Raw genomic sequence first — 24,210 nt, 5'->3', positions numbered from 1 at the left:
CTGAGTTGAATGCATTTTTGTGCTGTTCTTTTACCGCTGTTTTCAGTACTTATAAGAATAGTTTTAGTAGATCCTTTACCTTATCAAAATGAATTTAAAATTCATCCTAAACCTTATCATAATTATTTTAACCGGCCTGTTTATGGCGCAACCGGCATTGGCTGGTGATTATGGCCCGGTAATGGTAGACGAAGAAGGCTTTGGCCCAAGTTCGTTGCTGTTAATTATACCATTATCAGCATTATTAGGCCTTATCGTTTTCGGCTTTATGCAGTCGGGAAAAAAAAACTACAAGAAAGTAACATACGTAGAAATAGAAGAAAACGCATTAAGAAGAACACATAAAAAACGCGACCGCATTGACCGTGAACTTGAATTGTGTAACCAGCGCATGCAAAGCTATCTGGCTAAACCTGTTGCCGATAAAAAATATACCTAAACCTCAATCACCCTCCAATCACATTTACTGTATTGCAATAGGCTCTTAAATTAGTTAATGCAGGGGAAAGCAGTTAAATGTAAAGGGCAAGCTTCACAGCTTGCCCTTTTGGTTTTTTACCGAATCGGCTGAGTCCTCAGAATATGTTTTGAATATCGTTAACGTGTATCTGTTCAACCCAGGCTAATTGCCAAAGCTTTCGATGTAATATTGCCGGTAATTCTTTCGATAAAATTTATGTGGTAATAAGTTGTTTTTTGATTTTATAACCGTTTAGGCCAAAGTACAGGATAACAAGGAAGCAAAGTAATGGTACTATATAGCCTGATTGTACATTGTCGGCATTGCTATCGATGATAAGCCCCATAATAACAGGAAGTATAGCTCCACCAACAATTGACATAATTAACCAAGATGAGCCAGGTTTTGTATCGTCACCTAAACCTTCTACTCCCAGGGCAAATATGGTAGGGAACATAATCGACATGAAGAATCCTACACCTCCTAAAGCATAAATTACATATCCACCTTCGCCTAATATGGCTACTAAACAAAGGAGTGTAGCTAATACTGCAAACACGGATAATAAAACGTTCGGCCTTATGAATTTAAGTAAGAAGGTGCCAATAAAACGCCCGGCAACAAATAAGCCGCCGTAAAGCCAGCTTAAATAAGTACCAGCAGTTTTTTCATCAAAGTGTGCACCTTGGTGTGCCATACGAATGAAAAAACTGGTTACACATACCTGCGCACCTACATAAAAAAATTGAGCAATTACAGCCCAAAGCAAGTGGCGGTGACGCAGGGCTCCTAAAAAGCTACCGCCTGATGTTTCTTCTTTAGCTGTACTTTTTATTTCGGGCAAATTACTCACCTTAAAAAGAAGCGCTACTGCGATGAGTACACAAGCTAAAATAATATAAGGTATTTTAACTGATGCCGCTTCGCCTGCAAAGTAATTTGCTCTTTCAACAGCGCCCATTGCTGCCAGTTGTGCTTCTGTATACTCTTTGCCTGATAGAATGAATATCGTGCCCAAATAGGGCCCTACGATGGTGGCAAGGCCATTAAATGATGCAGCAAGGTTAATACGGGTTGTAGCACCTGCTGGGTCACCTAAAACAGTGGCATAAGGATTTGCGGCAGTTTCTAACGTTGCTAAACCGCAACCTATTATGAATAATGCACCTAAAAATATAGGGTAGCTAAGTGTGTTTGCTGCCGGAACAAATAGGAAAGCACCACCGGCAAACAGGGTTAAGCCTATAATTATGCTGTTTTTGTAACCGAACTTTTTTAGCAGCATACCTGCCGGAATAGCCATCAGAAAGTAAGCCGCAAAAACAGAGGTATCAATAAGGGTTGATTGCCAATTTTTTAGCTGGCAGGCTTTGCGTAAATGGGGGATAAGTATCGAGTCCAGATTATGGGCCATTCCCCACAAAAAGAAGAGGCTTACAATTAAAATGAAAGGTAACGTGTAACTTTTGCCCTGGGTGTTGTTTTCGGTTACCAGGCCTGCATCCTGGTCGGTAATTAATGCCATTAGTTTAAATTTGGTTGTTTGGTTAATTTTTGCGCTTCGTCAGGAGCAGGTGGTCGCAAGCCAGCACAACTTCTCCGTGCTGATTAATTACGTCCACATGTTCGGTAACGGTTCCATATTCCGGTTTCTTAGCGTCTGTTTTCTCAGAGATGGTTACCTCGGAGTGAATAGTGTCGCCAATAAACACGGGCTTTACGAAGCGCAATTTATCATAACCTTTTGAAAAAGCCTCAGGATTTATTTCAGAAGCTGTTAAACCAATGCCAATGGCAAATATCATGGTGCCATGCGCTATACGCTGTTTAAATGGTTGGGTTGCGCACCATTCGGCATCTAAATGGTGCGGAAAAAAGTCGCCCGTGTGCCCGGCATGCACCACAAAGTCGGTTTCGGTAATGGTACGGCCCAAGGTTACACGTTTATCGCCTACGGTATAATCTTCAAAAAAAGTTGATTTAAAGTACATATTCTTATTTCGGGTTTCGGATGTTCGATTTCGGATTTTTTTTTTCTGACCTCAATCGTCATTGCGAGGTACGAAGCAATCCCTGCGTATGCAAGGCGTTCATGCAAAGTTCAGAGATTGCTTCATACCTCGCAATGACGGGGTTGGTGTTGTTTTTACAATAAAGTTCAGGTTCTATTCTGTTAATTCTATAATTCAGTAAATTCTGATTTCAGACTAATTTCTCACTCACCACAACGCCGCCGGTGTCGCTGCTTTGATAAGCACTCTCTACCACGGCCATAGTTTTAATTACATCTTCTACATGCGTTGACAGCACATCGGTTTCGCCGTTTTGGTAGCGCATCAAGCTCGACATAGTGCCGATGAATGCATCGGGGAACCACGAGCCTTCCAGCTCAATTTCCTTCCATTCGGGTTGTTTGCCTTCTTCCACAATGCAGTACTCAAACTTATCGGGTACGCCATGCGGATAGTCCATCAGCAAACCCATGCGGGCTTTAATAGCGCCTTTGGTACCTTCCCACTTAATAAAGCTTTCCTGGTTATGCGGCCCGAACGAGTGGTCATGGTTGGTGTTAATTACCGCGTGCATGGTATCGCCATAATCGAACAAAATGGTCGACCTCGACGATGACAGCTTTTTAGCCGGATGTTTCAGCGTTTTGGCATACACACTCTGCGGGTCGCCCAAAAACGAGCGCATCAAATCGATATAATGAATGCTGTGATACTGAATCTCTAAACGAGGGTGCACCATTACAAACGGGAACAGTTCCCAAGGTGTTTCGAGGGTTACGCGCACTTCCATATCGTAAAGCTCTCCAATAAGGCCATGCTCAATCATGTAGCGGGCGGCGCTTACATAAGGCGCAAAACGCAGCTGGCAGTTGATGGCAGCATTCAGCTTTTTGCGGCGGCAAACTTCCAGTATTTCTTTGGTTTGCCAAAAGTAATCGCCCATGGGTTTTTGGATGATCACGCCGCAACCATCGGGTAATTGCTCTAAAGTTTCTACAAACTTTTCGGGCATAATGGTGATATCGTAAACGGCATTGGCCGGAGCATTGGCAACGGCATCGGCAACGGTATCGTATACATTTGGGATACCCCATTCGGTAGCCAGTTTTTCGGCGCGGGCACGGGTACGGTTAGTTATGCCCACAACGCTGAAACCGGCCTTTTTATAAGCTGGCAAATGCGCATCGGCCACAATACCGCCTGCACCAATGATGATGATGGGCAGCGGGTTTTGCGGTAGTATGGGTTTATAGGGTATTTGCATGTTTTTCGTGGGTAGTAGTAGTCAATTGTTCAATTTTTTGCTGCGCGATTTTTAATATTTGCGCAACAGCAGTATCGGTATTAACAGCGGCCAAAACAGCCTCATCAATAATATGAGCTATTTGTGCCCAGTTGCTTTTTTGCGGCAACATGCGGGCTACGGTGTGCAGCTCCTCCAGTTTGTGATAGTAGGGAATAATAGCATTCACGCCACCGTGGTTCCAGGTTGAAATACGGCAGCCTATGCCACCTTCAAGGGTAAGCAATTTATCGTTACGCTGATTTACGGCAAAGCGCAAAAAGTCATAAGCCACTTGCTTTTGCTTGCTTCCCGAACCAATGGTGTATAACCAATAAACATTAAGCGAGGCCGATTCAGAACCCGGCGCTGCGGGCAGTTTGGCCACATCAACCTTACCTTTAACGGCCGACTCGGCAATTACCTCGCACATGGACGCAAAGCCGAACCAGTTTACCATCATGGCCGCCTCGCCACGGGCAAAGGCCATGCCCATCTGTACCGATTCGTAATTTACAGACCCGGGGTGTACGGCTGTTTTATCGAGGAATAGTTGCTTGTAAAATTCCAGTGCTTCAACGGCCTGTAGTGAGTCAATATTCACTTCGCCATTGGCATCAGTTAACTGACCGCCGCGCGTCCAAAGCTGTAATACAAAATCGAATACGGTATTGTGGCCATCGGGGTAACCGGCAAACACGGTGCCGTACTGGTTTTGCTCAGGGCGGTTAAAGAAACGCGCCACGGTTTGAAACTCGTCCCAGGTTTGCGGCACGCGCAGGGGAGTGCCATGTTTATCGAAATAGGCTTGTTGTTCGCGGCTATCTTCAAAAAGATCTTTTCTGTAGATAAAACACTCCGGGCCATCATGAAATGGTAACCCGGCAATGCTGTCGCCAAACTGCTGTGCCGCCAAAAGCGATTGGCTCCATCCCGAAGGAAAATCCTCGGGCGGATTTTGAGCGATGTAGGGTTGCAGGTCTTGCAGGGCCCCGGTGGTCCAGGCTTCGTAAAGCCAATCGGTTACCACATGGGCTATGTCCCAATCGCCGTTTTGCAGTCCTTTTTGTTCAATGATGCTGTCGTAAAGCAGTTCCAGGTCCATGGGCACCATTTCGGCTTTGAGCGTGCAGCCGGTTTCGGCACAAAAGCTGTCCCATATCTTTTGCAGGGCGCTTTCAAAAGGACCAAATTTGCGAACTGCTATCCTGATGGTGTCTTGCTCACTCATGGCTTATGCTTTAAACTCCTGTAAAATGGTCCCGGTATTTTCGCCCAAAGCAGGCGAGCCCTTAGCCGATGTAAATATCTCGCCATCAATACGGATAGGGCAGCGCGGTAGTACGGTAGCTGTAACCATCAGTCATGGTTACTTCCTGTATCATATTCAGCGCTTTAAAGCCTTCCTGCTGCATGAGGATGTCCCAGCTTAACACTTCGGCACACCAAATATCCGCGGCTAACAATACATTTAACCAGCTTTCGGTAGTGCCGGTTTGCAGGTGGGCGGCCAGTATAGCTTTAATTTCGTCGCGTTGGTGGAACGCCTGTGCAACATCGGTATAAGCTAATAAATCATCACATTGAAGTAACTGACCCAATTGCGGGATAGACCCCATAGCCAAAGCCATGTAACCGTTTGCCGTTTTATAAACTCCATAAGGAGCGCCTAAATAAGCGTGGGCGTTGTTCTTTTCAGAACGTTCGGGCAGTTTACCGTCGTAATAATACGTGGTAACGGCCTCAAACTGCAGATCATATGCCGATTCGAGCATGCTCACCTGTACCAGCGCGCCTTCATTTTTAATGGTACGGCGGACTAAGCAAGCCAGTATGCCTTGGGCCAAGTGCGTTCCGGCGAGCATATCTATAATAGATAAGCCCATAGGCACAGGTCCACCAGCGTTGCCGGTGAGCCAGGTAAGGCCGGTTAATGATTGCAATAGCAAATCCTGTCCCGGTTTATCTTTCCACGGACCAACGTTGCCGTAGCCCGATATTTCACCGTAGATCACATTAGGATTAACGGCTTTTACACTTTCGTAATCGAAACCTAAACGCTCCATAACGCCGGGGCGGTAGTTGTGCATTACCACGTCGGCTTTTTTCACCAATTCCCAAACGGTTAGTTTGTCGGCCTCATTTTTCAGGTCGGCAGTAAAGCTTTCCTTGTTGCGGTTAATGGCATGAAAAACCGACGATTCGCCATTCATGATCACGTTCGATGTATACAGGTGGCGGCAAATATCGCCCGTTTCGGGGCGTTCAATTTTGATAACACGAGCACCCAAATCGGCCAAACGTAAACCAGCCGATGGTCCCGAAAGGAACTGGCTGAAATCAACCACTAAATAATCTTCTAAAGGCTTCATGCTTCGGTTAAATTAAATTGTTGGTTAATTAATTCGGTACTAACCCCCGGTCGCGGTGCCGCTAATGACGAGTAAAGCCGTGTATGGTCGATACGGATAGGGCAGCGGGTAGTATTGAGTTGGCTGCCATCGGGCAAAATAACGTGTTGTTGTATACCCATGGCCGTAAATGCTTCGTGCTGTAAGCTTTCGGCATAGCTTAAAACTTCGCTGCACCAAATGTCCAAAGGCTCTAAAATGGCCAGCCATTCGGCCGTTGTTTTGGTTTGAAGCTGCGCGGCTATCAATTCCATAATTTTATCACGATTATCAAACCATGAAGATTTTGTAGCATAAGTGCTTAAATCCACACCTAACGCTTTGCCTATGTTGTGCAAATCGCCCATGGCTAAAGCTAAATAGGCATCGGCAGTACGGTAAATGCCGTAAGGCGCACTCAAATAGGGGTGACCGGTACCTTTTACCTTGCTGCGCTGCGGCAGCTTTTCGCCATCGTTTAAATGCGTGGTGAGGAACTCAAATTGCAAATCGAGCACCGACTCGAGCAGGCTCACTTCAACCAAAACGCTTTTTTGTGTTTTGGCGCGTTTAATTAAGGCTGCTAAAATACCTTGTACAAAGTGCGCACCGCACATAATATCGGCCACGGCCAAGCCAAAAGGAACCGGGCCTGTATCCTGTGTGTCGGACAAATAAGTTAAGCCTGATAAAGATTGGATGAGCAGATCCTGACCTGGACGTGATGCCCATGGGCCTTTAGCACCGTAACCGGTAACCACGCCATAAATAATTTTAGGGTTGATGCTTTGCACGGTCTCATAATCCAACCCGATTTTTTCCATTACACCGGGGCGAAAATTGTGCGTCATTACATCGGCTTGGGCAATGAGTTTTTTTACACGCTCCAAGTCCTCAGGGTTTTTAAGGTCGGCTGCGTACGATTCCTTGTTGCGGTTGATGGTATGAAACACCAAGCTATCGCCATTAACAAATATATTGCGGATGGCAATTTGACGCCCGGCTTCGCCTTTTACGGGGCGTTCAATTTTGATGACACGAGCACCTAAATCGGCCAGGCGAAGGCCTGCCGTTGGCCCAGCCATAAACTGGCTGAACTCCAGCACTACCAACCCTTCTAACGGCTTAAACATGCTGACCCTGGGTTTTAGATTCGCGGAAAAGTTTATCTAAAGTATCCAGCACTTCGGTTTCGCTGCCGCCGTTCATCAGGTAATTGCGCACAATATCACCGCCATGATCCTGAAAATACATCGAACCATTATAGCGCGGGCGCAAAAATGCACGCTGCAAAGCAGGCAGGGTATTGCTGAAATAATCGGTACTGATGGCATTGGTATGTTCGCTGGTCCAAGCCTGTAAATGGCCGGGCTGACCGCCGTTATCGGTAAACAAACCGGCCTGGCAATCTGGCGAAGCTACGAACTCAGCATATTTCATGGCTACATCAATGTGTTTGCTTTGCGATGAAACGGCCAAGCCGGTACCGCCCAAAGTAGAACGCAGGTTGGTTTTACCATCAAGCGTAACCATGTCATGAAAATGTAGCAAGCGACGGGCATAGCCCACGCGCGAGTAATTAGAATAACCGTAAGCAAACGGGCAATAAGCAATATCATCGGTAAGCGTCATGCGCTCGTATACTTTAATGGGGTTGTAGTCAAAGCATTTCGGATCGACCAGTTGAGCCAGCTGACGGTACATTTGCAATGCCTGTATGCCGATTTCGCGGCTAACTACTTCTTCGCCCTGGAAAGGGTCTTCGCCCAGTGAGCAGCAGAAGGTATAGAAGGTCATGAGCGAATCGATAGGGATTAACGGGCAGGCTACCAGTCCGCGTTTGGCTAAGTCGATTAACTCGTCGTAGGTTGATGGTAAATCGGTACCATGTTCCTGCAAAATATCCTGACGGCTTGAGGCTACCGGTGTAGCGGCATCAATAGGCAAAGCCCATTGCTGGCCTAAAAAATTATAGCTTTCGTAAGATTGACCTACGCTGTTAAACTCCTGGTCTTTTAAAAACTCGGGAGATAAAAACTCGTCGAACGGTAAAATGGTGCGTGTATTGGCTGCAAAACCAGCCCAGGGGTGGTCGATAACCAGCAGGTCATAACGGGCGGCCAATTGTTCGATTGATAGATCGGCAAATTGCTGAAGCGAACGTTTTTCCCAGGTAATTTCAATGCCGGGGTTCAATTCGCTGAAACGCTGGGCAGTGGCGGTCATGGGTACAAAGCCGCGGCTGTGGTTCCAGGTAATTCCTTTGAGTATAATTTGTTCAGACATAGACGTATATAAACGGTTGAGCAACGCAATATCTCAATAAAGTTCGGTTAGCTTTTCAATAGCTTGAATTTATATAGATAGTATGCTATAAACCAGACTTAGATTTATTGGTACAATAGCAAATGTATTGGCCTGAGCTCGAATTTACTTATACTATATATGCAAGGAATTATAAAATGTTAGCATTAGGTAGAGACTTTATGTTTGTGAGTTATTTGAGGATTACCAATTTGCAGGATTGTCGCTTCATTACCGCTTCTGAGCCGCGGAGGCTCTTTGTTCTTTCCTTGATGAAAGAACCAAAATCAAGTCACCTCTCTATGCTTCGTTTGTCGCACATGCCCATGCTGCAAACCCCGGCAACACCACGGGCTGGTTATCTTTTGCCCCACTTCGTTCCCGCTGGTCTACGCTTCGGCAAAATCTAAAAGGCCCTTGCCCACCACACAGCCCATCAGTGCTGCCCGGCCTTCGCCCCGAAGCTGGGAGGCGACGAATGCGGGACAATACATCTCACAAAGTTTGAGAGTATTAAAACTGTATCGAAACCGTACACCTGCTGTTGCACACCCGCACATAAATGTAAATGAACTTTTAGGTAAGTATTTGAAAATTTGGTACTTGCATTTTTGGTATTGTTTTGTAGTTTTATAAAGTATTCTTATCAGGAATATTGCACTTAACAACTTATCAAAATTAAACTGCTTATGAAAAAGTTTACCATAATGGCATTTATGCTACTGGGCGGCACCGTAGCCATGGCTCAAAATAAATGGCATACCGAACCATATTTAACCAAAAGCCTGTCATCGGCCGGTATTAAAGATGTATTTGCCGAAACGTCGGGCGGTAGCATTACCGTTGCCGGGGTGGCTGCATCCGAAGCGCGAATTGAGGTTTATGTATCGCCCAATAACAGTAACGATGATATAAGCAAAGAGGAAGTTAAACAGCGTTTGGAGGATAACTACAAACTCGAAATTACCGATGCCGACCACGAATTGCACGTAACCGCCAAAAGCAAAGGCTTTAACTTAAACTGGCGCAAAACAGTAAGCATTTCGTTTAAAATATATGTGCCTAAGGCGGTTGCAACCAATCTGCGTACCAGTGGTGGCAGCATTAATATTGCCGATTTAACCGGCGCACAAAACTTTGCTACCAGTGGCGGCAGTTTAAAAGTGAGCAATGTGAGCGGTAAAATTAAAGGCCGTACCAGTGGCGGTAGCATTAATGTAGTTGATGCTAAACAAGATATTGACCTCACCACCAGCGGAGGTAGTATTACGGCCAGCAATTGCCAGGGAACCATAAGACTGGTAACCAGTGGCGGTTCGTTAAAGTTGAATAAATTAAGCGGCGACATTAACGCAACTACCAGCGGTGGAAGCATTCATGGCGATGATATTGCAGGTGAATTTATAACTTCAACAAGTGGCGGAAGCGTTAATCTTACTCAACTGGCTTGTAGCGTAGAGGGCTCAACCAGCGGTGGTAGCATTCATGCGGATTTTAAAAGCCTGGGTAAGTACGTGAGGTTTTCAACTAGTGCAGGCGGCATTACCATCACAATGCCAACCCCTAAAGGCCTCGACCTTGATTTGAAGGGCAATCGCGTAAATGCCTCATTAAGCAATTTTTCGGGCACTAAAGAAAAAGACCGTGTGGAAGGTAAATTGAACGGCGGTGGCATCCCGGTTGTTGCCCATGCCTCAAGCGGTTCGGTAAACCTGAATTTCAATTAATAAAGCATTACAACCTTATCAAACAAGCTGAAGGCCGTCCCTGTGTGGATGGCCTTTTGTGTTAACATTCTTTCTTTAAAAATTCTAAAGTTGAAGTAAAATAATCATCGAGGTTTTTGTAAGGGTGTGCACCCGGAATCCAACTTGCAAATTTCCAGTACGTCCATTCTATACTCTCATTGTCATTTGGAATTAACAGAAAATACTGTTCATCATTAATGCCTCCAATTATAATGCTTCGTATCAACTGTTCACCTACATCTATTATTGCTGGGTCTGACCAAACTTCTACAATGAAATCATCTATATTTTTCAGGTAATCAATTTCTTCAACTGGTGCAAAAGTTAGTTCTGTACTATCACTTGTAGTAAAGAACCCGTTTGTTATCAATAAAAACTGTTTATAATCTCCAGGTAATGCTACGCCGAGTTTTTGTTCTGCTGCTTCAATAGCTTCTGTGGTTGCCGGTTGGTAACCAAGCCAGCCTAACTTTCGCTGTTCATCAGTAAAATGATCGGGGTTATGCTGAATTGCAATAGCAGATATTTCTTTAAGTTGTGATATGTTCATAATTCCTGAGCAGTATAAATATAGTAAAGTTATATTTGGGTGTAGCTAAATTAAAAATACATCCTATCTTGCCGCTGCTACAATTATATCTCAATGAAAAATACATCTGCAATAGCTAATCCGAAAGAATGGTTTGAATCGCGCGTTTACTTGAATGGTTTTGAAATACCGCCGCATGAATCAACTGATGTAGCCGAATTTGCACGCCAGTATGTAGCTAATAAAAAGCAGTGGGATCAAGCATTTGCCTACTTGAAAAATACTGATTTAACTGTACTGCCCATAGGCCGCCACGCATTGGAGGGTAGCGATTTGTACATAGCTGTTAGCGAAAGCGACAATAAAGACATCCAAGATGCCCGATGGGAATCGCATCGTAAAGCTATCGATATTCAATATGTAATAGCAGGAGGGGAGCGAATGGGAGTAACCCCGTTAAGCAAAACTACAGTGACTGTACCCTATGATGAAGAGAAAGACGTTGCTTTTTATGAAGCCGAAGGCCCGGTATACCTGGCTACGCCCGAGAAGTTTTTCCTGTTTTTTCCGAATGACGCACATCAGCCTATGATTAAAGCTGATGGTTTTTCGGGGAGCAAAAAGATCGTAATTAAGCTTTTTTACAAAGACTAAAATAAACTATGTAATTTCGATCCGCCTTAGGCGGAGGAGATCTTTTCGAACTGATAAGCTCATCGCCTCGAAAAGATTTCTCCTAAAGTCGAAATGACATTTTGTGGGCTAATAAGAAAATATTAATCCTCCATCCTCACCACCACCGACCTCTGAACGGGCGGCGCTTTATCTAAGATCAGTTTGCTCCAGCCCTGTCGGGTTTCTTTTTTGCTGCGGCCTTTGTGGTCTTCTAATACTTTTTTTATACGCATGGCATACTGCCAGCAGGTACTTTGGCGTATGCTCAGTTTATCTGATAGTTGGTATGATGATATGGCTCCCTTGGTGGTGTATATCAGGTATACAATATAAAATGCTTTATTTATAGGTATACGGTTGTTTTGAAATATGGTGTTATACAATACCGACTCTTCATAATTGCACTTACCGCAGCGTCGGCTATACGGGGCACGCCCGTTTTTATAAGCCTCGTGACCGCATTTAATGCACGTATAGCCCTTTTCCCATTTTATTTCGGAGAGAAACTTGTTGCATTTTTCCTGATCGGGATATTGCAGGCTGAACTCTTCGAATGATAGTTCTTTCGAGAGCGCGCGGGCATCGGTAACCTTTTCAATATTGGTTTTAAGCTCAGTATTGTCTTTTTCGAGGAGCACGTTCATGCGCGAAATTTCGGCTGCCTGCTGTTCTAATTGGGTATTAATGGTTACCAGTTCCTTGTTCTGTTCTTCAATGGTATGAGCTTGGCTGAATATCTCTTTTGATTTTTCAACAACCTCTCGGGTGCGTTCTTCTACCTTTACCTCAAGTTCTTTATTCAGCGAATCTTTGAGTTCAAAGTTGATATTCATCTGGCGGATGGTGGCCTCATGGGCTGCCTCTTTTTCGCGGCGAAGTAGTCGTACCTGATCGCCAATAGAAAAGGACAGGAACAGCATTTCGAGTACAAAGCTAATGCCGTTTACATAATTGGTAATCACGCCGGGTATAAACTCGGCCAACCCCAACACTGATAATGCTTTAATTACAAAGCCCGAAAACAGGAAGGTGTAACCCAGTACAAAGAAACGCGCCGGCTTGTAACCTTTTTGCCATATAATGATGCCTGCACCAAAGGCAACCGATAGCGGTATAAATTCTACAAACTTGTAGTAAAAAAGCCCTTTGTTAAACAGCAGGCAGTATACAAAGTAAGCTGTTCTTAATGCAATAACGCCATTAATTAAGCGGTTAAGCCTTGGTAGCATATGCACATGTAACAGCGATTTGGTAAACTCAAGTGCAAAAATGCTCATGGCAAATAGTGTAACCCCATAAGCATATTGGTTCCAATCCGGAGCGTTAGGCCACAGGTATTGAAAGGCAATGCCATCGGTACACATTTCAAATAAGCCTACACTTAAAATATAGAGCACATAGTATAGGTATTCACGACGCTTCATGGCCATAAACATGAGCAGGTTATGAAAGCTGAAAATGAGGATGATGCCGTAAAACAACCCGTAAGTGAGGTACTCAGTTAGGGCGTATTTTATAAAGTAGGTAACCGTACGATATACAATTATTACATTGATACCATCGCGCGCACGTACCTTAAAATAACAGGTGTAAGTACCTTTAGGTAGGTGTGTAAGGCTAAATTCAAAGTTTTTATGCTGATACAGGCGGGTTTTAAAGGCCTGATCGGCTCCTGAATATTGTGTAACATATTGCCCTTCACCAGTTGGCAGATAGGCAGTAATTTGATTCGTAGTTTGGTCAAAAAACTCAATTATAGCATCGCGCTCGTTCAATTCATTATTAACGTTTACCTTAATTTTGTACCAGTATGTAATGCCTGGTGTATGATCAGGATAGTATTTTTTGTTAATGCTGAAGCGGTTTTGCACATCGGCCTTCTTCACATCTGTAAATGTAAGTTTACCTTTTTCGTCTTTTAAAAACTCTATTTCTCTGCGTCCAAAAATATGTTGCTCAACTTTGTTATTAATGTTTACGGGTGTTTGAGCCAGTGCAATATGGCTCAATACCATGCATATAATAAAGGTAAGATTAGTAAAAAGTCTAATCATATATCAGTGCTGTATTAGTGTGTTTTTAATTGGTTGCAAAATCACAGGAAGTGATTATTCGGGTGCAAATTAATATCTTATATGTTAAATATAGGTATTAAAAATAGCTTGAAGCAATAAAAATTGCGCATTGTAAAAAAAACCTAAAATATGCATATAAGCGTCAGAATGACGCTTTTGCTTTAAATTTTCCTATAATATGTGTTTCCTTTATTTAAGTGAAAAAACACTGAAATGTGTAAAAATATTTCTTAGTTATTTAACCGTATTGCCCTTGATGGCGTTAAATACTTAAATACTCTTATTGTGCTAATAATCAATGCAAATAAGTTTTTTCATTATGTGCATTAAGCGTATTGAAAAGTTTGTAATGTATTTATTTTCAGTTAATTATGTATTTATCTCTTGTTTTATTCACCAGCATTTCAATACTTTTGACACCGTAACTCGTGATTGGTGCTTCCCAGGCTGCTAACATAAATTACAAACCAATAAAACCAAAAATGTATAAGCATATGAATTATTTAACAGCGTATGGCTAATTGTGCCGTTTGCCATTAATTATTGAGCGGCGCAAAGCGTTGCCAAAAACTAACCTTCTTCAATTTTTAATAAAAACTTTATGAGAAAAATTTTTTACTCTGTTAACTTTCTTGCTCTTAGGAATGTGCTCATATATCATGGCGCAAACCAATATTAAGGGTAAGGTGCTTGATAATACCGGGCTTCCATTGCCAGGTGTAACCGTTAAGGTTAGCCAAACCAATGCATCAACCCAAACCGACGTAAATGGCGTTTACTCAGTTGCCGCTGCGCAGGGAAATACATTAACATTTACATATGTAGGTTTCACCAGCCAAACTATAACTGTGGGTGCTAACCCAACCATTGATGTTAGGCTTGCGCCAAGTGCTAATAACCTTAATGATGTTGTAGTAATTGGTTACGGTACACGTGCGGTTAAAGATGTTACCGGAGCCATATCGAGCATAAAGGCCGATAGGTTAGAGAACGAAAATCCAACCAGTGTTACCGACATCATCAGAGGTAATATACCGGGTGTATCGGTTGCCTTAAATACATCGGCCAAGGGCGGTGGTACAGGTGATTTACAAGTGCGTGGTAAAGCAAGCTTATCCGGAAACGTACAGCCGTTAATTGTATTAGACGGGGTAATTTACTTTGGTCAACTGGCCGACATTAATCCTAATGACATTGACCGTATTGATGTACTGCGCGATCCAAGTGCATTGGCGGTGTACGGTGCACAATCTGCCGGTGGTGTGGTTGCTATTACTACCAAAAAAGGCCGTTCTGGAGCTCCGCGCATTACCTTAAACGCTAACTTGGGTATTGCTCAGTTAGCAAAAAATCAAAAATTTTATCAAGGCGAGGGTTTTTTAAACTGGCGTGCCGATGCAGCCCGGAGTGCTAATACTAACAACCCGTATTACTTTTATAGTAACCCTAATGCACTGCCTGAGGGTGTTTCACTGGCTCAGTTCATGGGTACATCAACCGGCGACCCAACAACCGTATGGTTAACCCGTTTAGGGCTTTTTAACAACGAGATCAATAATTACAAAAACGGTAAGGTAACCGATTGGTCTAAACTGATCTTCCGTAACGGCATTCGCCAGGATTATACGGCCAGTTTATCAGGCGCCAGTGAAAGCGTTAAATACTACATTTCGGGTAACTACACTAAAAATCAAAACCTCATTAACGGTGGTTATTTTAAAGACGGCCGCATACGGGTTAACCTTGAAGGTAAAGCTGCCAAGTTTTTAACAATTGGTGCAAACAGCCAATTCTCAAGCCGCGATGAAAGTGCTTTAACTACCGACAGCAACCCGTTGGGGCTTGGTGCGCTCGATCGTCATGAGGCCGACTGGGGACAAATAATTAACTCTTCTCCTTATGGCGATGTGTATAATGCGGATGGCAGCTTGCGCCGTATAGCAACCGATGATAGTGGTTTAAATCAGCGCAACCCATTTTTGGGCATGGTTTACAATGATAATTCAAACATACAGAACGTTTTATTTTCCAATCTTTTTGCCCGGGTCGATCTTCCTTTCGGCATAAAGTATAATCTCAATTTTTCACCGCAAATTGAGTCTTATCGTGACTTTTTTTTCCGTCCGGGCCGTAACCCCAACGAAATTGCGGTTAATGGTTTGAGTGGTACAGCTTACCGCGCTATGGAGAACCGTTACCGTTACAATTTAGATAACATTCTTACCTGGAACAAAACTTTTGGTCAGCACAATTTTGATGTTACCATGCTGTTAAACAAGGAAAAGTATAACACCTGGTACACCCGTACTAATAACAGCCAGTTTAGCCCAACCGATGTTTTAGGTTACCACAATATTGGCGCAGGCGCCTTGCCTGTTGAAAGCAGCGATGACCGTGTTTACAACGCCAGCGGTTTGATGGGCCGCTTAAACTACACCTTTATGGGGCGTTATATTTTAACCGGAACTTTCCGTCGCGATGGTTTCTCTGTTTTTGGTCTTAATCACCCTTATGGCTATTATCCTTCGGGCGCTTTTGCATGGGTGTTCAGCGACGAAAAGTTTATGAAAACCGATAGCTTTAAATGGCTTAATTACGGTAAGTTACGTGTAACTTATGGTACTAACGGTAACCGCTTCCCATCAGGTACTGCCGATCCGTCATTGGCTTTGGCAACGTTAAACCTTAACAAATATCCAACACAAGATGCGGCCGGTAACGTAACTAACAATACTGCACTATACGTAAGTACTTTGCAAAACCCGCAATTAAAGTGGGAGCGCACTACAGGTACTAACATAGGTTTGGATTTTACCGTGCTTAACAATCGCTTAAGTGGTAGTATTGATGTTTATAACCGTAGAACGAATGATTTGCTGGTTAGGCAGGAATTATTGTGGGTACAGGGTTACAACAATGGTAACAACATCCAGGTAGGCGGAAGTGGCAATAACTCCAGGGTATCTACCAATATTGGTGAGGTAAATAACAAAGGTATCGAGGTTTCGTTGGATGGTAAGATCATCAAAAGCCGCGATTTTAACTGGAGTGCAACCGGAACGTTTTTCCTTAACCGCAACAAAATCAAACATCTTTATGGTGAATACCAAACCAAAGATGCAGCAGGTAATACCATTACCCGTGAAAACGACGACATTGGTAACGGCTGGTTTATAGGCCATGATATTAATGCCGTTTGGGATTACAAAATATTGGGTGTATGGCAACAAAGTGATGCTGCCGAAATTGCAGCCATTAATACGAGATACAACATTGGTCTTCGTCCGGGCGACTTTAAACTGGAAGACGTAAACGGCGATCAGCGCTGGGACAACAACGATAAACAGTTTTTGGGTTCAACCAATCCTAAATTTACCTGGTCTCTCCGTAACGATATCAATTTCCTCAAAAACTTCGATTTTTCGTTAATGCTGATCTCTAACATAGGGCAGTTAAGGCAGTACAACCAAGCGGTAAACAATCCGGGCAGTGTAGGCTTCCTGCGTATGAACTCTTACGTACAGCCCTACTGGACTCCCGATAATCCAATTAATGATTATGCACGTTTAAGCTCTGGCCAATCGGGTACTTCGGTTAACGTATGGCGCAAAGCATCTTTTGTACGTATTCAAAATATATCCTTAGGCTATACAATTCCTCAGGATGTTATTAAACGCTTCGGTATACAAAGTGCAAAAGTGTTTATTAATGCCACCAATCCATATGTGTTAACCGGATGGCAGTTTTGGGACCCGCAAAATGACGGTCCAACCCCAAGATTTCTGGCTGCTGGCTTTAACGTGAATTTTTAACCGGATTAAAGAATTTGTGATATATGAAAAAGTTTAATAAAAATATAATAGCAGGTATTGCAGTTACCGCCGTATTTGTGGCAGCTGGTTGTACCAAGCGCAGCGAACTGGTGCCTGAAGCTCCATCTAAATTTACTCCCGATGTTACCTTAACATCGCCTGTTGCATTTGCAAATGCACTTAGCGCACTTAATGCAAGCGTGCGTTTTGAGTTCTTCGGCGATTCGGCCCCGTTATTAACCGAATCTCTTTTTACCGATGCTGCTGTTGATGGCACAACCGATAAAACTACCCCGGCTCAAAACCTTAATGCCAGTATTACTCCAACAGCTAACCTCGATAGCGATGATTTTAATAAAATTGGCCGTTACTGGTATGCCTGGTATTCGGGTATTAAAGATGCCAATGTAATTATATCTCGTATTGATGGCATTATTTGGCCTACACCTGCGCAAAAGAACTTAACACTGGCCACCGCTTACTTTCATCGAGCATACCGTTATTACCGTTTGGTGCATGAGTTTGGCGATGTGCCCCTGGTGTTAAAAGAAGAACAGGAGGTCAATAACGGCTATTTTTCTACCCAGCGTACGGTTATTTTACAAAAAATGAAAACCGACCTGGAGTTTGCCGTTGCTAACCTTAACGATGCAAATGCTAAAGGTAATGTATCAAAGGGTGCTGCAGCTCACTTATTGGCTAAGGTTGATTTATCCTTAGGTTTATTTGATGAGGCCATCGCCGCCTGTAATGTAGCTATCAATGGTCCTTACCGTTTAATGACCAACCGTTTTGGAATTGTGGCTACTGATGCATCGCGTAACGTGATCTGGGATTTACACCGCCCCGAAAACAAAGCATCGGGTGCAAATGCTGAGGCGTTATACGTAGTGCTCGACCGCGAAACGCTTGAAGGTGCTACGCCAAACGGTTCGCAAATTATGCGCAACTGCTGCCCAATGTGGCATAATGGTACCATCCTTACTCCGGGTTTACGTAAACCGGGTATGAGCGATGCCGTTAGTGCGGAGTTTCCTTTAACATTGCTGTATGGTCGTGGTATTGGCCGTATGCGCGGTACACCCTATGCCACCAAGTACATATGGACCGATAATACCGATTTACGCCATGCACCAGGCAACTGGATGAATATGACGGATTTGGTTTACAATAACCCGGGTTTAAAAAGCGGTAACAATGCCGATCCAACCTGGTATGGCAAAAAGCTGGAGCAGTACACTGCAGATAATGTGGCTTCCAGGTTTAACAATGGTCCGCGCGATACCATACGTGCATGGTTTAGCTGGCCGCATTACAAAGTGTTCATTGGTTCGAGCCAGTTTGCTGCCGATAAATACTGGAGCCCGCCGCGTGGTACCAATACCGACTGGTATGTGTTCCGATTAGCCGAAACCTACCTGTTACGTGCCGAAGCATACGTTTGGAAAGGACAGACCGCACTGGCCATGGCCGATTTAAACCAGGTAAGGGGCCGTGCACAAGCACAATTATTAACCGATCCAAGTGCCGTAAACATCGGAACCATTTTGGATGAGCGTCAACGCGAACTGTATTGGGAGGAGCCTCGTAAAACGGAGATCACCCGTATGGCTTACATTTTTGCTCAAACCGGCTTGCCTGCTTACAATGGCAAAACGTATAACGTAGCCAATTTTTCAACCAATAACTTTTTGTACGACAGGGTAATGGAGAAAAACGATTTTTATAAAAATCCGGCCGTTATTACCAACTCTAACAACCGTTACGTTATTTCGCCGTACCACGTATTATGGCCAATACCACAACGCGAAATTGATTTGAACATTAAAGGTCGTATCAACCAAAATAAAGGTTACTCGGGTGCCGAGCTTAATGTGCCGGCTCTGGACAAAATACAATAACTCCTAAATGTTATCACAATAACATCTTAAAGCGTATGCGGCATCATAAGCTGCATACGCTTTCTTTTTGCGCTTACAGTTGTGCAAACACTTTAATACTTTCTATGAATAAATATCTTACACTGCCGCTTATTTTAGGTTTAGTATCGGCGGCTACTGCCCAAACCAAAACAGCTATTAAAAAAACGGCTTCAAAAATTGGGAGCCATGTAACGGTTTACACCACGGCCAAAGGCACCGGGTTGCGTTTAAAATCAACGCAAACGCTCACTATGGTTGCCAAGCCGCAGCCTGTTGAAACGGAGGTAGCCCTATTTGTCGATCCGGCTAAAACCTTCCAAACCATGGTAGGCATAGGCGGGGCATTAACCGATGCCGCAGCCGAAACCTTTGCCAAGCTATCCCCAGCTAAGCAAAAGGAGTTTTTAACCGCATATTATGATAAGGAAAAGGGGATAGGCTACACCTTTGCCCGCACCCATATACAAAGCTGCGATTTTAGCAGTGAGACTTACAGTTATGTGAAGGAGGGTGATGCGGCGCTCAAAACTTTTGACATTAGTCATGATAAGCAATACCGCATACCCTTTATTAAACAGGCTCAGCAGGCAGCAGGAGGCAAGTTTAATCTATTTGTTAGTCCATGGAGCCCGCCGGCCTGGATGAAGGATAATAACGACATGCTGCACGGCGGAAAGTTAAAGCCGGAATACCGCCAAAACTGGGCAACTTTTTATACGAAGTTTATTAAAAGCTATGAAAAAGAGGGTATCCCCATTTGGGGGCTCAGCGTGCAAAACGAACCTATGGCTAAGCAAAAATGGGAATCGTGCATTTTTACTGCTGATGAAGAGCGCGACTTTGTAAGGCAATACCTTGGCCCAACCTTAAAAAAAGAAGGCTTAGGAAGTAAAAAACTCATTATATGGGATCATAACCGCGATTTATTATACCAACGTGCCAGCACGGTGTTAGAAGATCCCGAAGCTGCCAAATATGTTTGGGGCATAGGTTTTCATTGGTATGAAACCTGGACAGGCGGCGGTATGCAGTTTGAAAGTACACGCCGCGTGCACGAGGCTTTTCCTAATTTTAATTTGGTATTTACCGAAGGCTGTATAGAAAAATTTGACTTTAACCGGTTAGATGACTGGTCGTTAGGTGAACGTTACGGCACCTCCATGATCAATGATTTTAACGCGGGCACCGTAGCCTGGACCGACTGGAACGTACTCCTTGACGAAAAGGGTGGCCCAAACCACGTGGGTAATTTTTGCTTCGCACCCATCCACGCCGATACGCGCGATGGCAGCCTGCACTACACCAGCGAGTATTATTATATAGGCCATTTTAGCAAATACATAAAACCGGGTGCCAAGCGCATCGTCAGCTCATCGAGCCGCGATAAGCTGCTAACCACCGCCTACCAAAACCCCGATGGTAAAATTGCCGTAGTGGTAATGAACCCCAATGATGCCGAAATAAAATACAGTGTTTGGATAAAAGGTAAGGCTGCCGCACTAACAAGCTTGCCTCACTCCATTGCCACCCTTGTAATCGACTAAAAGCAGCTTATGAAACTTAAATACATTTTAGCAGCCGGGGTAATACTCATTTCGGCAACGGCACTTACATTACAACAAAAGCAAGCAGGGGAGATATGGCTTACCAATGCCGATCAATCTGCCTTGTTTCAAAAACAGGCTAAAGGGTTGGTTTTTGGGCAGGGGCGTAATGCCGATTCCACAATCACCGTCAACCCCCGTCAACCCTATCAAACTATTGATGGGTTTGGATTCACCCTAACCGGAGGCAGTGCCCAGTTGATGATGCGTATGTCGGCACCGGCACGTAAGGCATTAATCAAGGAACTGTTTGCTACTGATGGCAATAATATCGGCATCAGTTACCTGCGGGTGAGCATCGGCGCGTCGGACTTAAACGAATTTGTATTTTCATACGATGATTTGCCCAAAGGCGAAACCGATATGAGCCTGGCTAAGTTTGATTTAGCGCAGGACAAAAAGGATGCAGTACCCGTATTAAAAGAAATACTGGCAGTAAATCCAAAGATTAAAATATTGGGTTCGCCATGGTCGGCCCCGGTGTGGATGAAGGATAACGGCGATACCCGTGGCGGTAGCCTCAAACCCGAATACTTTGAGGTATATGCCCGCTATCTGGCCAAGTACATTCAAACGATGAAGAAGGAGGGCATTGCCATTGATGCCATTACCGTACAAAACGAACCCCTGCACCCCGGCAATAACCCCAGCATGCTGATGCTGGCACCCGATCAGGCTAAATTTGTAAGCCAAAACTTAGGCCCTACTTTTAAAAAGCATGGCATCAAAACCAAAATTATTATCTACGATCATAATTGCGACAAACCCGAATACCCTATATCTATCCTGAACGATGCCGAAGCCAAAAAGTACATTGATGGCTCGGCGTTTCACCTGTATGGTGGCAAAATTGAAGCCATGAGCGAGGTACACAATGCCCATCCCGATCGCAACGTTTACTTCACCGAACAATGGATGGGTGCCCCGGCCAACTTTAAGCGCGATGTAAAAGAACACATTACCAAACTCACCATAGGCGCAACCCGCAACTGGAGCCGCACCGTAATTGAGTGGAACCTGGCTGCAGATCCTGCCAGCAACCCCCATACCGACCGTGGCGGCTGCGACCGCTGCATGGGCGGCATAACCATTGATGGCGACAAGATTACCCGCAACCCGGCTTATTATGTGGCAGCCCACGCTGCAAAGTTTGTAAGGCCCGGTTCGGTGCGTATTGCATCAAACCTATTGAGTGGTTTGCCTAACGTTGCCTTTAAAACGCCGGAAGGAAAAATGGTGCTGATTGTAATGAACACCGGCGAAGCTGCAAAAAACTTTAACGTGGCCTTTAATGGCCGTATTGCTGCTGCCTCGTTAAATGCAGGTTCGGTGGCCACTTACGTTTTAAATTGATTTTACAAACCTGACTTTCCGCTTTTTGTAAATCCATTCTTCTATTCTGTTACGCGGAGTTTTCGAAAGAAGCTCCGCGTTTTTTGTATAGCAGTTTTTATAACAATGTTGTCATTTCGAACGATAGAGAGAAATCTTTTCGAAGTGATATATTCATTAGTAGTAAGGGAGGAGGGGGTGATTATCTTCTGAAATTGGGTTTGTGCATTGATTCAATACAGAACCTTGTTAGCACAGGTAAAATGGTTTTACACCCGCCTGTGGATGTTCTTTCTTCTTTACACAAAGAAGAAATGAACCAAAGAAGAAACTTGCGGCTACGTCCTGTTGCTACTACAGGTTGTGGTTTAACTTCCGGTTGTGTTTACCGCAACATTCCTGATGCCGCGAAAAAAGGTAATGTTAGTGTATTGCTTTACCACATCCTCCTTGTTTTCATTTCAATGATAAAGGAATTTTCTCTACGATGTGATTACAAGCGATGCTATACTGATATTTACAATTAACACTATATTTCGAAAAAAATACTCTATGCAAATTATCCGTACCGGCTCGCAGCCATCAGCAAAAGGACCCGAAGACTATTTTACCGGTTCAGTCCGCATCGATCCATTGTTCAATCCGCCCGACCCGGCACGCGTGGCTATGGCTCAAGTTACCTTCGAGCCCGGCGCGCGTACTGCATGGCACACCCATCCGCTTGGTCAAACCTTAATTGTAACCTCCGGCACCGGCTGGGTACAGCGTGAAGGAGACGAACGCCAGGAAATACATGCAGGTGATGTGATTTACTTTGAACCCAACGAAAAGCACTGGCACGGTGCAACCGCCACCAACGCCATGAGCCACATTGCTATACAAGAAAAATTAAACGGTTCGCCGGTTGATTGGTTAGAGCAGGTGAGTGATGAAGATTATTTGGGCTGATGAATTGTGCTCGTTTATAACGAGCACAATTAGTTAGAATCTGCAAGTATTTAAATAATTGCCAAAACTTAAAGTTAGCGAGAAAAGTTTGTGATTATTTGTAATTAAACATATTGAATGTCATTGCTTCAAGTTTCATTTCAGGCCGCGAATATTGTTTCATTGTAGATAAAATAAGTTGAATTATTCCTTTATTTTGAAGTTGATCGTAATACTCAATAGACATACACCAAGATTCCGAAAATTTGAGTAATATTTCATTGATTACTTCGAATATATAAGCTTCATTCGCAATAGCCAGAGTTGAAAAATTATAATATCCATGTGTCATCTGTTTTCTACGGCCAATTATAAAGAATGTTGTTTCTTTTGTTGGTATTAATTGTACAAAATATGAGCCTTCTCGGCGCTGGCAATTTGTTAAATCAGCCAAGGCGCGTTGCAAATTAAAGGCTTCAGGAAGCGAAAAATATATTGATCCACAAATATTGATTTCTCCAATTTTAAAGATTAAAAAATCATAATGTTTATCGTTAAAGTTAATTAAATTCTCTTCGATAAGTTTTTTTTCTTGATGAGTATGGTGTATTCCAACACGTGTTAATAATTTTTTATATTCAAACTGCTCTCTGCACGCCGAAGAAATTTCTGTAGATTTTAAAATCTTATCAAATTGCTTTAGGTTATATTCCTTTTTGTATAATTCATTACATAACGCGCGATAACTCAACAATAACAAATTTCTATAATCATAATAATCAACATCTGTAGTTTCGACATCCTTAAATAAGTTGGAATCACATTCTTTGCAGAAGCCCCAAAACCGTAATATATCGCCCTCTCTGATACCTGCCTTTTGAAAACGCCATGGATTAATCTCAAAAGAATTATTAAGCATTAGTTGCATTACTTTTCCTTCTTTAGCAATTAGTCTTAAAGGGCCCTCTGCCTGTTGAATATGAGACATGATCGCATTTTTATTACACCCAGGCGAATAGCATAATTTTGTTGCTTTACGCGCTTTTGCACGACAATTATCTACTATTCTTCGGTCTTTTCGTGTAATAAACATGGGTATTTACAAGTTGATGTAATGTGTTTTTAGTTTAAAATTCAA

Annotated in this window: 18 protein-coding genes; 8 read left to right on the top strand and 10 right to left on the bottom strand. The window is 43.5% G+C overall.

Annotated features, from left to right (window positions below; all coding sequences use genetic code 11):
* The first annotated feature begins 88 nt into the window (after window positions 1-88).
* Window positions 89-439: a hypothetical protein gene (locus QE417_RS05895; RefSeq protein WP_311948280.1), complete on the top strand. Its 351-nt coding sequence runs from the start codon at window positions 89-91 to the stop codon at window positions 437-439.
* A 235-nt stretch (window positions 440-674) separates the two neighbouring features.
* Here QE417_RS05895 and fucP read toward each other — a convergent pair whose 3' ends face one another.
* The 7 genes from fucP to QE417_RS05860 all read right to left on the bottom strand — a co-directional run bounded on the left by fucP (window position 675) and on the right by QE417_RS05860 (window position 8,430).
* Entirely contained in the window at window positions 675-1,985 is a 1,311-nt protein-coding gene (gene fucP, locus QE417_RS05890; protein WP_311948278.1) for an L-fucose:H+ symporter permease, read from the bottom strand.
* Between the two features lie 22 nt (window positions 1,986-2,007).
* The gene (locus QE417_RS05885) at window positions 2,008-2,451 is read right to left on the bottom strand and encodes a MaoC family dehydratase (RefSeq protein ID WP_311948275.1); all 444 of its coding nucleotides are present in this window, start codon (window positions 2,449-2,451) and stop codon (window positions 2,008-2,010) included.
* Between the two features lie 211 nt (window positions 2,452-2,662).
* Window positions 2,663-3,736 (bottom strand): Gfo/Idh/MocA family protein, encoded by a 1,074-nt coding sequence (locus QE417_RS05880; RefSeq protein WP_311948273.1) that lies wholly within the window; start codon window positions 3,734-3,736, stop codon window positions 2,663-2,665.
* Window positions 3,720-4,985, bottom strand: a complete 1,266-nt coding sequence (locus QE417_RS05875) for an extracellular solute-binding protein (protein ID WP_311948271.1) — start codon at window positions 4,983-4,985, stop codon at window positions 3,720-3,722. Before QE417_RS05875 ends, QE417_RS05880 begins: the two co-directional genes overlap by 17 nt.
* A gap of 85 nt (window positions 4,986-5,070) precedes the next feature.
* Window positions 5,071-6,126 (bottom strand): CaiB/BaiF CoA transferase family protein, encoded by a 1,056-nt coding sequence (locus QE417_RS05870; RefSeq protein ID WP_311948268.1) that lies wholly within the window; start codon window positions 6,124-6,126, stop codon window positions 5,071-5,073.
* Complete coding sequence (locus QE417_RS05865; protein ID WP_311948267.1) at window positions 6,123-7,277, bottom strand: CaiB/BaiF CoA transferase family protein; 1,155 nt, start codon at window positions 7,275-7,277, stop codon at window positions 6,123-6,125. Before QE417_RS05865 ends, QE417_RS05870 begins: the two co-directional genes overlap by 4 nt.
* The gene (locus QE417_RS05860) at window positions 7,270-8,430 is read right to left on the bottom strand and encodes an ABC transporter substrate-binding protein (RefSeq protein ID WP_311948265.1); all 1,161 of its coding nucleotides are present in this window, start codon (window positions 8,428-8,430) and stop codon (window positions 7,270-7,272) included. The genes QE417_RS05865 and QE417_RS05860 overlap by 8 nt, the downstream gene beginning before the upstream one ends.
* A 707-nt stretch (window positions 8,431-9,137) precedes the next feature.
* On the opposite strand from QE417_RS05860, the gene QE417_RS05855 reads away from it, so the two are divergent.
* Window positions 9,138-10,175 (top strand): hypothetical protein, encoded by a 1,038-nt coding sequence (locus tag QE417_RS05855; protein ID WP_311948264.1) that lies wholly within the window; start codon window positions 9,138-9,140, stop codon window positions 10,173-10,175.
* Window positions 10,176-10,236: 61 nt separating this feature from the next.
* Here the strand turns inward: QE417_RS05855 and QE417_RS05850 are convergent, their stop codons facing one another.
* The gene (locus QE417_RS05850; protein ID WP_311948262.1) at window positions 10,237-10,746 is read right to left on the bottom strand and encodes an SMI1/KNR4 family protein; all 510 of its coding nucleotides are present in this window, start codon (window positions 10,744-10,746) and stop codon (window positions 10,237-10,239) included.
* A gap of 93 nt (window positions 10,747-10,839) precedes the next feature.
* On the opposite strand from QE417_RS05850, the gene QE417_RS05845 reads away from it, so the two are divergent.
* The gene (locus QE417_RS05845; RefSeq protein ID WP_311948261.1) at window positions 10,840-11,379 is read left to right on the top strand and encodes a YhcH/YjgK/YiaL family protein; all 540 of its coding nucleotides are present in this window, start codon (window positions 10,840-10,842) and stop codon (window positions 11,377-11,379) included.
* Between the two features lie 122 nt (window positions 11,380-11,501).
* Here QE417_RS05845 and QE417_RS05840 read toward each other — a convergent pair whose 3' ends face one another.
* Window positions 11,502-13,454, bottom strand: a complete 1,953-nt coding sequence (locus tag QE417_RS05840; RefSeq protein WP_311948259.1) for a 7TM diverse intracellular signaling domain-containing protein — start codon at window positions 13,452-13,454, stop codon at window positions 11,502-11,504.
* Between the two features lie 680 nt (window positions 13,455-14,134).
* Between QE417_RS05840 and QE417_RS05835 the strand changes: the two genes are divergently transcribed.
* The 5 genes from QE417_RS05835 to QE417_RS05815 all read left to right on the top strand — a co-directional run bounded on the left by QE417_RS05835 (window position 14,135) and on the right by QE417_RS05815 (window position 23,093).
* On the top strand, window positions 14,135-17,287 hold the full coding sequence (locus QE417_RS05835) for a SusC/RagA family TonB-linked outer membrane protein (RefSeq protein ID WP_311948258.1): 3,153 nt from the start codon (window positions 14,135-14,137) through the stop codon (window positions 17,285-17,287).
* Between the two features lie 23 nt (window positions 17,288-17,310).
* Entirely contained in the window at window positions 17,311-19,188 is a 1,878-nt protein-coding gene (locus QE417_RS05830; RefSeq protein WP_311948256.1) for a RagB/SusD family nutrient uptake outer membrane protein, read from the top strand.
* 104 nt (window positions 19,189-19,292) lie between these two features.
* Entirely contained in the window at window positions 19,293-20,753 is a 1,461-nt protein-coding gene (locus QE417_RS05825) for a glycoside hydrolase family 30 protein (RefSeq protein WP_311948253.1), read from the top strand.
* 9 nt (window positions 20,754-20,762) lie between these two features.
* Window positions 20,763-22,166, top strand: coding sequence for a glycoside hydrolase family 30 protein (locus tag QE417_RS05820; protein ID WP_311948251.1), 1,404 nt, complete (start codon window positions 20,763-20,765; stop codon window positions 22,164-22,166).
* Window positions 22,167-22,697: 531 nt separating this feature from the next.
* A complete protein-coding gene (locus tag QE417_RS05815; RefSeq protein ID WP_311948249.1) occupies window positions 22,698-23,093 on the top strand; it encodes a (R)-mandelonitrile lyase in 396 nt (131 codons plus the stop codon).
* A 94-nt stretch (window positions 23,094-23,187) separates the two neighbouring features.
* Here the strand turns inward: QE417_RS05815 and QE417_RS05810 are convergent, their stop codons facing one another.
* A complete protein-coding gene (locus QE417_RS05810) occupies window positions 23,188-24,165 on the bottom strand; it encodes a hypothetical protein (protein ID WP_311948247.1) in 978 nt (325 codons plus the stop codon).
* Window positions 24,166-24,210: the final 45 nt, after the last annotated feature.

Origin of the sequence: Mucilaginibacter terrae (genome assembly GCF_031951985.1) — a bacterium.
Lineage (GTDB): Bacteria > Bacteroidota > Bacteroidia > Sphingobacteriales > Sphingobacteriaceae > Mucilaginibacter > Mucilaginibacter terrae_A.
This window is presented reverse-complemented; position numbering and strand designations above follow the sequence as displayed.